Origin of the sequence: Prevotella sp. AM42-24 (assembly GCF_003461825.1) — a bacterium.
GTDB classification, from domain to species: domain Bacteria; phylum Bacteroidota; class Bacteroidia; order Bacteroidales; family Bacteroidaceae; genus Prevotella; species Prevotella hominis.
In genome coordinates, this window is sequence record NZ_QTXV01000011.1 from 41281 (window position 1) to 55690 (window position 14410).

Sequence of the window (14410 nt, forward strand, 5' to 3'; positions counted from 1 at the left end):
AATCACGTAATTATGAAGTTGTGGAATTTTTTCAGGAAGTTTTCCTTGCCCTGTTCGCTGGTCATAGGAGCAGTGGGTTATTTGATTTTTGCATACGTTCCTTTCTTGGAACCATTGGGTGATGCGGTCGGACCTCATTTGGTCAGTGTGATGCCGGTTGTATTGTTTGCTTTGCTTTATGTTACGTTTTGTAAGATAGAAATAAAGGAAATGAAGCCTAAAGCCTGGCATTTTATATTGCAACTGATTAGAACTTCTTTGGCTTTGATGATGGTGGTACTCATCTTTGAGTTTGGTAACGACTATAATACAAAACTGATACTGGAGGGTGCTTTCATCTGTTTTATTTGTCCTACTGCAGCTGCTGTGGCTGTGGTAACAGAAAAATTGGGCGGCTCTATCGGCTCGCTTACTACCTATACGGTGATAGCCAATATTTTCACGATGGTTATCATCCCTTCTCTTTTCCCGATGGTAGAAAAAGGTGCTGATGTATCCTTTCTTTATATGAGTTTGATGGTGTTTAGGAATGTGACTACAGTTTTGGTGGTGCCATTACTTTTAGCCCTATTGAGTCGCAGGTTCTTGCCGAAGTTTGTGGATAAAGTAAAGAGCATAAAAGATTTGGGATTTTATATGTGGTGCTTCAATCTGACGATTCTGATGGGCGAGACGGTGCGTAATATCCTTCATGCTATGGTATCCGGTTGGATTCTTGTTCTGCTTCTGATTGTTCCGCTTTTCGTCTGTCTGATCCAGTTTGCCATCGGTAAGGCGGTAGGACGCCATTTTGATGCGAGCATTAGTGCAGGACAGGCTTTAGGTCAGAAGAACACGATAGTGGGTATCTGGCTCACCCTTACTTTCCTGAATCCGTTGGCTGCCGTAGCTCCAGGTGCCTATGTGGTTTGGCAGAATTTAGTGAATGGTTGGCAGTTGTGGTATAAGGAGAAGTATGGTAAACTCAAGTGGTAAAAAAGCATCTTAAGATACTCGTGAATGTATCTTAAGATGCTTTTTCTATATTTCAGTCTTTGACTTTTCCTGATTCTAATCCTGTGTAGGATAAATCAAGTTTTCTTCCTTGATAACGTTCAAGACCTCTTCGAGATATTTCTTGGACTCGTATTTTGCCATAGGCAGGTCGTGGAGCAGATAGTTGCCGCAATCCTTGGCAGCCTGTCCAGGAATCTCGCCTTCGAAGTCTGCGATAAACTTGAAGGTGCGCTTCATCAACTCAACGATGTCCTTGCTTTCCAAGTCTCCTTTGACGAGGAGGTAATTACCTGTGAGACAACCCATCGGACCCCAATATACGATGCGGTCTTTCCACTCTTCGTCATTGCGGAGATAGGTGGCAGCGAGGTGCTCGATCGTATGGATGGCACCGTTGTGGAGACAAGGCTCCTGATTAGGTACCTTCATGCGGATATCGAAAGTAGTGACAACTTCGTTTCCAATTTCGTCCTTACGGCTAACGTATATACCGCGGAGCAACTTGTTATGATTGATAGTAAAACTTGGTATCTTGTTCATAATTTCTAATTTGTCATTTCTCATTTATAATTTCTCCAAGAATGCTTTGGTAACATTGAAAGAACCTTCTGCCATCTTAGCCCAGAAATCAAAATACATCTGCGCCTTGGTGTCCTTGAGAGGTACATCACTGATGATGCGGAAGGAGATGAAAGGAGTATTGTATATATGGCAGGTCTGTGCAATAGAACAGCTCTCCATATCGACAGCCATTGCATGAGGAAAGTGCTCCAGGATAGAGCGCATCTTTTCCTTACTATCTACAAACCATTCTCCACTGACAATCTGTCCTGCATGTATCTTAGGATGGGTGTTGTCTGGAAGATGATTGATGGCAAGTGCCTTCTCTACATATTCCTTGGGAGTTTTAAAGGTGGCTGGCATTCCTAAAATCTGTCCAAATTCACATTCATCGCCGCAATAAGCATCATGATATACACATTCTGTTGCTACTACGACCTCTGTGACATTGAGGTTGATGTCTGCTCCACCAGCAACACCGGATGAGATTACCAGGTCTGGATGGTAATTGTCTATCATTTCTATGGCACCGATGGTACTGTTTACCTTGCCGATGCCGCACTGTTGCATGACTACTTCATTGTTGCCAATCTTTCCAATCACGAAATCCTTGTGGTTCTTTCGCTCTGTCTGTGATTCTGTCAATAATGTCTTGAGTTGCGTGAACTCCTTGTCCATCGCAACGATAATTCCTATTTTCATATATTTATTGTAACTTTTCCGATTGAGAATTTGCCGATATTAAAATCGGCTGCAAAGTTACGAAAAATATCTGATAAAACCTTAGAAGTTAACACCAAAGTTGAGTAGCAGTCCTCCATTATGAGATGTGTCGAAGGTATCATGACAGATGTTTGCCAGACCGATATCGTAGGTAAGGTCGGCATAGAACATATCGTATTGTATGCCACAACCCAGACGGAGTCCTCCATCTACCCGGCGGAAGTTATCGTCATTAAATGAGTTTTGAGCTTCTCTCTGTTCGAAGTTCTTGATCTTTCCACCAACTCCTGAAGCGAAATATCCTCCAAAAAATGGTTGGAGAGAGAAGTGTGGATCGATATTGTACTTATATTTCAGTACAAGTGGAATTTCGATGTAGTTGAGGTCGTAGGTCATCTTCTTGCCATTAGCCAAATTTTTCTTACCACCTTTCTCTGTATAGAATAAGCCTCCTTCCAGATAAAGTGGCTGGGCATTTGAAAGTGCGACACCTGCCACAACTCCCACGTTGAGACCCGTCTGCCAATTTCCACCATCCAGTCTGCTATCATCCGAATTGACGTAAGAGAAAGAAGGACCAATCCTGAATCCAAAGTAGGAGTCAGGGAAATCATTGTCGTGACGGCCGTAGTCGAGATGACCAGTTTGCTTGTTGTAATATCTGCTCTGTGTATAGTGTTGAGCTGAGGATGGCATTGCGATGAGCAAGAGAGCCATCAGGAGAAATGTAATCTTTTTCATATTTTTCATCAATTTATTAGTTATACCTTATTATATATAAAGAGCTTTTTGTATGATATGAAACTCTTTTTCTGATGCTGCAAAAATACGTATCTTTTCTCATGTTGCAATTAGAGAATCCCTAAAAGAAAAGGGAAATTCCCTATTATAATGGGTAATACCATCTTCTACAGATCCATTTCAGGCAAGTCTGAATGCTTCTTAAGTTATTTCTTTAACACTAAAAATAGCAAAAACTACCTTTTTTATTTTGTATTGTCTTCATTTTGCACTATCTTTGCAGTCAAAATATAAACGTTTATAGAAATAATGAAATTTTTGAAGAAGTATCTACTGGATATTCTGGTAGTAATCGTATTTGCAGTTGTCTCCTTTGTTTATTTCATGCCAGCCGACATGGACGGGCGCATCTTGTTCCGTCATGATGCTGCAGCAGGCAAGGGACTGGGACATGAAAAGGAACTTTTCCAGCAACAGACTGGCGAGGTGACCCGTTGGACAAACTCAGTTTTTGGTGGAATGCCAACTTATCAGATGTCACCATCTTATGAGAGTGGCACTGTTTTGCAGCAGGCTGTCAATGCCTATCATCTCTGGTTGCCTGACTATGTGTGGTATGTTTTTGCATACCTCTTAGGATTCTATATCCTGTTGAGAGCCTTTAACTTCCGACAGTCATTAGCAGCATTGGGATCTATTATCTGGGCATTTTCGTCCTATTTCTTCATCATCATTGCTGCCGGACACATCTGGAAAGTGATGGCTTTGGCTTATTTGCCTCCTATGATTGCAGGTGTCGTATTGGCTTATCGTGGTAAATATTTGTGGGGATTGCTCGTTACTGCTATCTTTGCAGCCTTTGAAGTCAATGCCAACCACGTGCAGATGACTTATTATTACCTCTTTATCATCTTCTTTATGCTTCTCGCATTCTTGTGGGATGCCTATAAGAAGAAGGAAATGGCTCGCTTCGGTAAGGCTACTGCAGCTTGTATCGTGGGTGCCGCCATCGGTATATCGCTCAATCTTTCCAACCTGTATCATACTTGGCAGTATGGTCAGGAGTCTATGCGTGGAAAGAGTGAACTGGTGAAGAAAAACGCTGCTAACCAGACCAATAGCGGTTTGGATAGAGACTATATTACCCAGTGGAGTTATGGTATTGACGAGACTTGGACGCTCATGATTCCGGATGCAAAGGGTGGTGCTTCTGTTCCTTTGGCACAGAACACGAAGGCAATGGAAAAAGCGGATCCTAACTTTGTACAGATTTATCAGCAACTCGGACAGTATTGGGGCAACCAGCCTGGAACAAGCGGTCCTGTATATGTAGGCGCTTTCGTCTGTATGCTCTTCATCTTGGGCTTATTCATTGTGAAGGGGCCGATGAAGTGGGCTTTGTTGGCGGCGACCATCCTCAGTGTACTTCTCTCATGGGGTAGAAACTTCATGCCGTTTACGGATTTCTTCTTGGATTACGTTCCGATGTATGCCAAATTCAGGACGGTGGCTTCCATCCTTGTGATTGCTGAGTTTACCATTCCTCTGTTGGCGATGATGGCACTCAAGAAGATCGTGGATGAACCGGAAATATTGACTACCAAGGCCAAACTCGTTTATGCAAGTTTCGGACTGACAGCAGGTTTCTGTCTCCTCTTTGCCTTGGCACCAGGCCTGTTCTTCTCAGATTTCGTGTCTGCACAGGAACTTCAGGCTTTGCAGCAGCTTCCTGCAGAATATCAGGGACCTATCATCAGCAATCTGACTGAAATCAGAAAGGGTATCTTTACTTCCGATTGTTGGCGTTCTTTCTGGGTTATCGTCATTGGCTCGGCCTTCCTCTTCCTTTATAAGATGAAGAAGTTGGGCAAGGAGTTTATGATTGCTGGTATTGCTGTACTCTGTCTGGTAGATATGTGGATGGTCAACAAGCGTTATCTCTATGATGATATGTTCGTGGAGAAGAGCGTGCGTGATACTCCACAGCAAATGACTGAGACCGATAAGATGATCTGCAGAGACAAGTCGCTTGATTATCGTGTACTCAATATGGCATCCAATACCTTCAATGAGAACGAAACTTCATATTATCATAAGAGCGTTGGTGGTTATCATCCAGCCAAACTCCGTCGTTATGCGGAGATGATAGAAGCTTATATCTCTCCAGAGATGCAGAAGGCGATGAAGGCTGTAGCTGAGGCTGGTGGTGACATGACGAAGGTGAATGGCGACAGCATATTCCCTGTGCTCAATATGCTCAACACGAAGTACTTCATCATGCCTTTGCAGGGTGGACAGACTGTGCCTGTGCAGAATCTTTATGCCTATGGCAATGCTTGGTTTGTTGATAAGGTAAGCTATGCAGAAAATGCCAATGAGGAGATTGATAAGGTAGGAAAGATCAATTTGCGACATGAAGCTGTAGCTGATGCGAAGTTCAAGCAGCAGCTCGGTGAAAGTGTGCCTCAGGATGATACTTCTATTGTGAAGATGACTCAATATAAGCCAAATAATCTGACTTATGAGGTTACTTCCAACAAGGGTGGTGTCATTGTGTTCTCTGAAATATATTATCCTGGTTGGACGGCTACGATAGACGGACAGCCTGCAGAATTGGGCAGAGTGGATTATATCTTGCGTGCCCTGAATGTAAAACCGGGAACTCACAAGGTGGTACTTGATTTCCACCCTACATCCCTGAAGACAACAGAGACCATTGCTTATGTAGGCTACGGTGTACTGTTGATTCTCTTGCTCGCAGGTTTATTCTTTGAATGGAAGAAAAATAAAGTAACAGAAAAATAAGCAATATGGACTTTAGAACGGAAGTGAACATAGAAAAGGCAGACTTTGAGATACAGCCTTCTGACAGACTGCTTTTCGTGGGCAGTTGTTTTGCGGATCATCTCGGCAATCGTTTTGTCGAGAATCGCTTCCGTGCCATGGTCAATCCATACGGAGTCATGTATAATCCTACGAGCGTATATCACTCTGTGGACCGGTATCTCAAGGGGGAACCTTGTACCGCAGGTTTGAAGGCTGGTACTGAATATCAGAACCAAGACCGAAAAGTGGATGTGGCTGTCTTTACGCTCGGAACCAATCATGTATATATCCTGAAAGAAACGGGTGAAGTGGTGGATAACTGCCAGAAGCGTCCGCAACGCCTGTTTGAAGAAAAAAAAATGAGTGTGGGTGAATGCGTGGTAGAACTTTCCAAGGCGGTTTTGGCATTGCTCGGTCAAGGAGTCAGGCACATCATCGTGACGGTGAGTCCTATCCGTTACCAGAAATATGGATTCCATGGCAGTCAACTATCCAAGGCCACGCTTCTTTTAGCGGCAGATATACTTTGCCAGCGCTTTCCAGAAGTGGTGCGCTATTTCCCTGCCTATGAAATTCTCTGTGACGAACTGAGAGATTATCGCTTTTACAAGGAAGATATGCTTCATCCGAGCGAACTTGCCGTGGAATATATCTGGCAGAAGTTCCAAATGGCTTACTTTGGCAAGACTGCCGAGGACTTTTTAGAGGAATGGAAACCTATCCGTGAAGCCCTTGGACACCGACCTTTCAATCCAGAGAGTGAGGAATACAAGAAGTTTCTTGCCAATGCACAGGAAAAAGAACGGAAATTCATGGAAAAGTACCAGTTGGGGAAATGACATGATTATCTCATATAGAATATTTTAAAAAGTAAGATAATGACTTATACTATCGAAAAGGTAACCACACTGATAGGTGCGCGTCGCTATGGAGACAAGGATACGAATATCGGTTTCATATTGACCGATAGCCGTTCACTCTGTTTCCCAGAGGAAACTCTGTTCTTCGCCTTGAAGTCAGAGCGTAATGATGGTCACAACTACATTCCTGAGTTGTATCGTCGTGGTGTTAGAAATTTCGTAGTTACTAATGTTCCTAAAGGATATGCTTCTGACTATCCGGAAGCTAATTTCCTGAAGGTGGTTAATACGCTGGAAGCTCTCCAGCGTCTGGCAGAGCGCCATCGTGATGAATTTAATATTCCTATCGTGGGCATTACTGGTTCCAATGGTAAGACTATGGTCAAGGAATGGCTTCATCAGTTGCTTTCTCCAAATATGTTTGTCACCCGCAGTCCGCGCAGCTACAATTCTCAGATAGGTGTGCCTTTGTCTGTCTGGTTGATGAACGAGCAGACTGAGGTTGGTGTCTTTGAAGCTGGTATCAGTCAGCCTGGCGAGATGCTTGCTCTTCGTGACATCATTCAGCCAACGATAGCCGTGCTTACTTATTTGGGTTCTGCGCATCAGGAGAATTTCGAGTCTTTGGAGGCTAAGTGTCGTGAGAAGATCATTCTTTTCCATGATGCAGAAACTATCGTCTATAATGGTGATGATGAAATTGTTGCCAGGGTGGTAGGCGAATATCATGATTACAAGGGTGAAAAACTGTATTGGTCATTGAAGGATTCTGCTGCTCCTTTCTATGTGAAAAATATAGAGAAGAAGGGTAATCTGTCTATTATTACCTATATATATAAAGGTGAAGAGGATAGCTATTCTCTACCTTTTATTGATGAGGCTTCTGTCACCAATTCTATTATAGCGGCAGTTGTTTCCCGTAAGTTGGGGTTGACTGCAGAGGAAGTGGATAAGCGTATGTCACTTCTTGAACCGGTAGCTATGCGATTGGAAGTCAAGGAAGGACAGCATGGTTGCACTTTGATCAATGACAGTTACAACTCAGACATCAATTCCCTCGATATCGCTCTCGATTTTATGAGCCGCCGTCCAGATCATAAGGGCCGCCGTCATACGTTGATACTCAGTGATATCTTCCAGAGCGGTGAAAATCCTAAGGACTTGTACAAAGAGGTCTCTGACTTATGCCGTAAGCGTGGTGTGGTCAAATTCATCGGTGTCGGTCCGCAGTTGTATGAACAGAGTGATGAGATTCAGATTTCAGAGAAATTCTTCTTCCGTAATATTGAGGACTTTATCAAGAGTGAGGTGTTCGCTTCCTTGCGCGATGAGGTCATCCTGCTGAAGGGTGCCCGTCAGTTTGGCTTTGACCAGTTGACTGAATTACTCGTGAAAAAGGTGCATGAAACCACATTGGAGGTAAATCTGAATGCAGTAGTGGCCAATCTGAACTATTACCGTTTGTTCATGAAACCAGAGACCAAGTTGGTATGCATGATCAAGGCGGATGGTTATGGAGCCGGAGCGGTAGAAATCGCCAAGACATTGCAGGATCATCGTGTGGATTATCTTGCCGTAGCAGTAGCCGATGAAGGTGTTACGCTTCGCAAGAATGGTATTACGAGCAATATCATGATTATGAATCCGGAGATGACAGCCTTCAAGACCATGTTCGACTATGATTTGGAGCCCGAGGTTTATTCTTTCCGTATTCTGGATGCGCTGATCAAGGCTGCAGAGAAAGAAGGTGTTACTGGTTTCCCTGTACATATCAAGTTGGATACAGGTATGCACCGTCTGGGCTTTGATCCGGAAAATGATATGGAGGAATTGATAGCACGACTGAAACATCAGAATGCCATCATACCTCGAAGTGTGTTCTCGCATTTTGTAGGTAGTGATGATGATTCCTTCGATGCGTTCTCTGCCCAGCAGTTCGCATTGTTTGATAAGGGTAGTAAGCAGTTGCAGGCTGCCTTCGATCATAAGATATTGCGCCATATCTGCAATTCTGCAGGTATAGAGCATTTCCCTGACAGACAGTTGGATATGTGTCGCTTGGGATTAGGACTTTATGGTATCAATTCCCGCAACAATAAGACCATCAACTGTGTAAGTACCCTGAAGACGACTATCCTGCAGATGCATCACATCAAGGCAGGGGAGAGTATCGGCTACAGTCGCAGGACCATTCTGGATAAGGACAGTGTGATAGCAGCTATCCCAATCGGTTATGCTGATGGTTTGAACCGTCATCTCGGTAACCGTCATGCTTATTGTCTGGTGAATGGTCAGAAAGCAGAGTATGTAGGTAACATCTGTATGGATGTAGCCATGATCGATGTGACAGGCATAGATTGCAAGGAAGGTGACAGTGTGGAAATCTTTGGAGAGCAATTGCCAGTGCAAACGCTCAGTGATATTCTCGACACGATACCTTATGAGGTGCTGACTACTATCAGTAATCGTGTGAAGAGAGTGTATTATCAGGATTAAACAGAGGCGAAAATCTGTTGAAAATGTACAAAATCATATCAATCCCATCCGAAAATATCGGGTGGGATTCTTTTTTAAGTAATATTTTTAATGAAAACGTATTGAATTTAAAGAAAAAAGCGTATCTTTGTGCCCATAAAACTTGAAACAAATCAATGTTGCACTTTATATGGGTGCCCCAAATTATTAACTAACATTCATTAAAAATTAAAATGGAACAGGTATTTAGCTATATCATTAGCTTAGGCGCGAGTGTGATGATGCCAATCATCTTTACCGTCATCGGCTTGTGTATTGGCATGAAATTCGGTAAGGCACTGAAGTCGGGACTCTTCGTAGGCGTGGGTTTCGTAGGCTTGGGTGTTGTTACTGCTTTGTTGACAACTAACTTCAATGACCCATTGAAAGCAATCTCCGACCTTTATCATCTGCAGTTAAATGTATTCGATATGGGTTGGCCTGCTGCAGCAGCAGTTGCCTATAATACTGCGGTGGGTGCATTGATTATCCCTATCTGCCTGGGTGTCAATTTTCTGATGTTGATTACCAAGACAACCCGTACGGTCAATATTGACCTCTGGAACTACTGGCACTTTGCTTTCATCGGTGCGGTAGCTTACTTCGTGATGGGTCAAAGTTTGTTGTGGGGTTATTTCGCAGCAATCGTTTGCTACATCATTACTCTGATCTGTGCAGACTTGACAGCAGAGAAATTCCAGAAATATTATGATTTGGATGGTATCTCTATTCCTCAGCCTTTCTGCCAGAGTTTTATGCCTTTGGCTATCGGTTTCAACAAGCTTCTGGATATGATTCCAGGATTCTCTAAGTTGGATATCGATGCAGAGGGTTTGAAGAAGAAGTTTGGTGTATTAGGTGAACCGTTGGTTCTCGGTGTCATCGTTGGTGCCCTGATCGGTTGGGCTGCGCAGCTTGATATTAAGAAGGTATTGTTCTTAGGTGTTACCATGGGAGCGGTGATGGAACTGATTCCACGTATTACCTCTTTGTTTATTGAAGGTTTGAAGCCTATCTCAGAAAAGACTCAGGAATTGGTGAAGTCTAAGTTCAATGGTAAGAAGGTACATATCGGTATGAGTCCTGCTCTTGTTATCGGTCATCCTACAACATTGGTCGTATCTGTCATCTTGATTCCTGCTATCTTGGCTATCGCAGTATTCTTGCCTGGCAACCAGTTCTTGCCATTGGCATCTTTGGCAGGTATGTTCTACCTCTTCCCAATGATATTGCCTTTTACCAAAGGTAATGTAGTAAAGACCCTTATTATCGGTCTCTTTGCTCTGGTAATCGGTCTTTATTTTGTAACCGATATGGCTCCTGACTTTACTTTGGCTGCCAATCAGGTATATGCAGCTACAGGTGATAATGCAGCTCACATTCCTGCTGGTTTCTCTGGTGGTGCTCTCGACTTTGCCTCATCTCTCTTCGGATGGATTATCTATAGAGGTGTGAAACTTTCATACATCGGTATGGGTGTACTCACAGTCATCACTGTAGCTTTGATGATTATCAACCGTCAGCGCATCGTGAAAGAAGAGAAGAAGGCTGCTGAGGATTTGCAGAAATAAACAGAAAGATAGAAATAATTCTGAAAAATAAAAAATAATATAAAGATTTTAGTAATGAAGAAGGTATTATTATCATTTGCAATGTTGCTCGTTGCTGGTGCTGGTTTTGCACAGTGCTGCAAGAGTGCTTATGAAGTGAAGGCAGAAAATGCTTACACTAATTACAATGTTCGTTATGCAAGCAACCCAATGGATGCAAAGCATTACACAACAGACCGTCTTCGTGGTGAATATGCCATTGAGAAGGTTTTTGCTCCAGGTGAGGTAAACTGGACTTACACAATGTTTGACCGTTTTCTGATTGGTGGTGCGCAGCCAACAACAGCTCCTTTGAAGTTGACTTCTATCGCTCCTCTTTATACAGACAAGCCAAACGATCAGAAGAACCTGCTCGATAACCGTGAGTTGGGTATCATCAATATCGGTGGTGAGGGTACTGTTACTGTAGATGGCAAGAAATATACGCTCGGTTTCCAGGAGGCTCTCTATGTAGGTCGTGGCGCCAAGAATATTGAAGTAGCCAGCAAGGATGCCAATAAGCCAGCTAAGTTCTATATGAACAGTGCTTGCGCACATCAGACCTTCCCTACTAAGAAGGTAACATTGAAGGATGCTAACAACATCAAGGCTGGTAGCTTGAAGGAAAGTAATGACCGCGTTATCCATCAGTTGATTATCGATGGTGTTGCTGGTGTACGTACATGCCAGTTGCAGATGGGTGTAACTGAGTTGAAAGAGGGTTCTGTATGGAACACCATGCCAGCTCATACTCACCTCCGTCGTATGGAGACTTATCTCTATTACAATGTACCAGAGGGTCAGAAGATTCTCCATGTAATGGGTGAACCACAGGAGACTCGTCCTATCTGGTTGAACAACGAGCAGGCTGTGATTGCGCCAGAGTGGTCTATTCACTGCGCAGCTGGTACAAGCAACTATACCTTTATCTGGGGTATGGCTGGTGAGAACCTGATCTATAATGATATGCAGGTAGTTAAAATTCCTGAGATGAAATAATATGAAAATAATCCTCTTGTGGGCATCATTTGTCCACAAGAGATTTTTCGTTCTCATTTAAACGCTAATTTTAAACAGACTCTATAATAAGTATGAACGCTATTAAAACAAGTAAGATGTCCAACTTCCGCTGGGTCATTTGTGCGTTGCTTTTCTTGGCAACCACCGTGAATTACATGGACCGTCAGGTCTTGTCATTAACATGGAAAGATTTTATCGCTCCAGAGTTCCACTGGACTGATGATGACTATGGTACGATTACCGGTCTCTTCTCCATTTTCTATGCCATTGCAAATCTTTTTGCAGGTAAGTTTGTGGATTGGATGGGTACTAAGAAAGGTTATCTCATCGCCATCTTCGTATGGTCAACAGGTGCTGTGATGCATGCAGGTTGCGGTTGGGTAGCTATGCAGGTAGAAGGCTATGATTCTATTGAAGCTTTGCGCCTGGTTCAGGCTGGTAGTGATGCAGCAATTGCTATTGCCACTATCAGTGTATGGCTTTTCCTTTCCTGCCGTTTGATTCTTGCCGTTGGTGAGGCTGGTAACTTCCCTGCAGCTATCAAGGTAACAGCAGAGTATTTTCCAAAGAAGGACCGTGCTTTCTCTACAGCCATTTTCAATAGTGGTGCTTCTGTAGGTGCATTGGCAGCTCCAGCTACTATTCCTCTTTTGGCTCGCGCCATGGGTTGGGAGTGGGCTTTCATCATTATCGGTGTGCTCGGTTATGTCTGGATGGGTCTTTGGGTATGGCTTTATGACAAACCTGCCAAGAGCAAGTATGTCAATCACTCAGAGCTTACTTATATCAATCAGGATGAGGAAGCTGAGCAGGTTGAGGCTGAAAAGACTGCAGGTGATGAGGAAGAAGAGAAGACTATCGGTTTCTTGAAGTGCTTTACCTTCCGTCAGACTTGGTCTTTTATCACAGGTAAGTTCTTGACTGATGGTGTATGGTGGTTCTTCCTTTTCTGGGCTCCAGCTTATTTCTCAGATCAGTATGGTTATTCTTCTGACTCAAGCATGGGTATTGCTTTGATTTTCACCCTTTATGCGATTGTTACCATCTTGAGTATCGGTGGTGGTTATCTGCCAACTTACTTTGTTGATAAGAAGGGTATGAATCCTTATATCGGCCGTATGCGTGCGATGTTGATCTTTGCATGTTTCCCATTGTTGGGTCTGATAGCACAGCCTATGGGTGAGTATAGTGCATGGTGGCCTGCTATCATTATCGGTCTTTTAGGTGCTGGTCATCAGGCATGGTCTGCCAACCTTTATTCAACCATTGGTGATATGTTCCCAAAATCTACCGTTGCAACGATCACTGGTATTGGTGCTATGGCAGGTGGTGTAGGTTCTTTCCTCATCAATAAGGGTTCTGGTATGCTCTTTACCTATGCAGAAGGTCAGGGTGCTGCCTTTACTTTCATGGGCTTTGATGGCAAGCCAGCTGGTTATATGATTATCTTCTGCATCTGTGCAGTGGCTTATCTCGTTGGTTGGTGTATCATGAAGGCATTGGTACCAAAGTACAAGCCAATCGTCGTTGACTAATTAGAGAAAGATATCAAGTAAAAATAATAATCCCTGCTAAGGAAATGATTTTTCCTTAACAGGGATTTCAGTTTATGGGTTAAAATCATGCTCTGCTTAAAGGGGAAATTTCTTCCGCTTGGGCAGGCATTTTTTTTTGCGTGGACAAGGACGAATTTTTCCCTGCCTACGCAAAAATGAAAGTGGGTGCCTGTCTTTTTTCTCATGAAGACAGGCAACATCTTGCGAATTATGCACCGAGTGCGGTTTTTATTTTACAAAACCTTGTTGCTTGAGCGCATCCATAAAACCAATGCTCATGGCCTCACAATCTTTTTTCGTATAACGGATGTCTGTGAAAACCTGGGCGAGGGTTTCTACGTTGTTGATTCTTACAAATTCCTTGTTTTCTTCCAAGGATTCCTTTTCTGCATAGAAATCATCTATCTTCTCTGGGGTATAATCGCTGTATGATTCCTGATGGATGATACTACGCAATGGGAGTCTATCGCTCTTGGCTGGATGCTCGTCAGGCCATCCCAAGGTAATGGTGGCTACTGGCATTACGAGCTTTGGTAATTTCAAGGTGTCGATAATCATCTTAGGCATATAGATAGTTGTGCCCAAGAAACAGGTGCCTAATCCTTCTTCTTCGGCTAAGTTACAGAATGTTTGTGTGAAAAGCAAAGCATCTGTAGCCGCATTCATGAATGATAGGATATTGTCATAACCAGGGGTGCCCTTGCGGTTCTCTGCCCAGATGGTTGTACGTCGGTAATCTGCGCAGATGGTAAGTACAACAGATGCATCTGTCACCATAGGTTGGTTGAAATGTGCTGGAGCAAGTGCTTTTTTACCTTCTTCACTTCTGGTAACGACGACACTATAGAGCTGGAGATTGCCCATCGTAGGGGTACGCTCTGCTTCTTCTATCAGCCGATTCAGTAATTCATCGCTTACTTCACGGTTGGAATATTTGCGAATGGTTGTTCTGTTTTTAATTGATTCCATATTCTTTATTTTTGATGTTTCTTGATATCGTTTTCCTCCTTATTCTATTGCAAAG

The 14410-nt window shown here is 43.3% G+C and carries 11 protein-coding genes; 7 read left to right on the forward strand and 4 right to left on the reverse strand.

What is annotated here, in order from left to right; genetic code table 11:
* The first annotated feature begins 12 nt into the window (after positions 1-12).
* Positions 13-975, forward strand: a complete 963-nt coding sequence (locus DW917_RS05655) for a transporter (RefSeq protein ID WP_118117076.1) — start codon at positions 13-15, stop codon at positions 973-975.
* 75 nt (positions 976-1050) lie between these two features.
* Here DW917_RS05655 and DW917_RS05660 read toward each other — a convergent pair whose 3' ends face one another.
* From DW917_RS05660 to DW917_RS05670, 3 genes are all read right to left on the reverse strand, one after another.
* Complete coding sequence (locus DW917_RS05660) at positions 1051-1536, reverse strand: S-ribosylhomocysteine lyase (protein WP_118117096.1); 486 nt, start codon at positions 1534-1536, stop codon at positions 1051-1053.
* A 24-nt stretch (positions 1537-1560) separates the two neighbouring features.
* The gene (locus DW917_RS05665; protein ID WP_118117077.1) at positions 1561-2259 is read right to left on the reverse strand and encodes a 5'-methylthioadenosine/adenosylhomocysteine nucleosidase; all 699 of its coding nucleotides are present in this window, start codon (positions 2257-2259) and stop codon (positions 1561-1563) included.
* An 81-nt stretch (positions 2260-2340) separates the two neighbouring features.
* Positions 2341-3021, reverse strand: coding sequence for a porin family protein (locus DW917_RS05670; protein WP_118117097.1), 681 nt, complete (start codon positions 3019-3021; stop codon positions 2341-2343).
* A gap of 309 nt (positions 3022-3330) precedes the next feature.
* Between DW917_RS05670 and DW917_RS05675 the strand changes: the two genes are divergently transcribed.
* From DW917_RS05675 to DW917_RS05700, 6 genes are all read left to right on the forward strand, one after another.
* The gene (locus DW917_RS05675) at positions 3331-5826 is read left to right on the forward strand and encodes a YfhO family protein (protein WP_118117078.1); all 2496 of its coding nucleotides are present in this window, start codon (positions 3331-3333) and stop codon (positions 5824-5826) included.
* Between the two features lie 5 nt (positions 5827-5831).
* Positions 5832-6686 (forward strand): GSCFA domain-containing protein, encoded by an 855-nt coding sequence (locus tag DW917_RS05680; RefSeq protein WP_118117079.1) that lies wholly within the window; start codon positions 5832-5834, stop codon positions 6684-6686.
* 39 nt (positions 6687-6725) lie between these two features.
* On the forward strand, positions 6726-9203 hold the full coding sequence (locus DW917_RS05685; RefSeq protein ID WP_118117080.1) for a bifunctional UDP-N-acetylmuramoyl-tripeptide:D-alanyl-D-alanine ligase/alanine racemase: 2478 nt from the start codon (positions 6726-6728) through the stop codon (positions 9201-9203).
* 212 nt (positions 9204-9415) lie between these two features.
* A complete protein-coding gene (locus DW917_RS05690) occupies positions 9416-10792 on the forward strand; it encodes a PTS galactitol transporter subunit IIC (RefSeq protein ID WP_118117081.1) in 1377 nt (458 codons plus the stop codon).
* Positions 10793-10846: 54 nt separating this feature from the next.
* Positions 10847-11809: a 5-dehydro-4-deoxy-D-glucuronate isomerase gene (gene kduI, locus DW917_RS05695; protein ID WP_022111640.1), complete on the forward strand. Its 963-nt coding sequence runs from the start codon at positions 10847-10849 to the stop codon at positions 11807-11809.
* A 92-nt stretch (positions 11810-11901) separates the two neighbouring features.
* Entirely contained in the window at positions 11902-13365 is a 1464-nt protein-coding gene (locus DW917_RS05700) for an MFS transporter (RefSeq protein ID WP_118117082.1), read from the forward strand.
* 249 nt (positions 13366-13614) lie between these two features.
* On the opposite strand, the gene DW917_RS05705 is transcribed toward DW917_RS05700, so the two are convergent.
* On the reverse strand, positions 13615-14355 hold the full coding sequence (locus tag DW917_RS05705) for a nitroreductase family protein (RefSeq protein WP_118117083.1): 741 nt from the start codon (positions 14353-14355) through the stop codon (positions 13615-13617).
* Positions 14356-14410 lie beyond the last annotated feature (55 nt).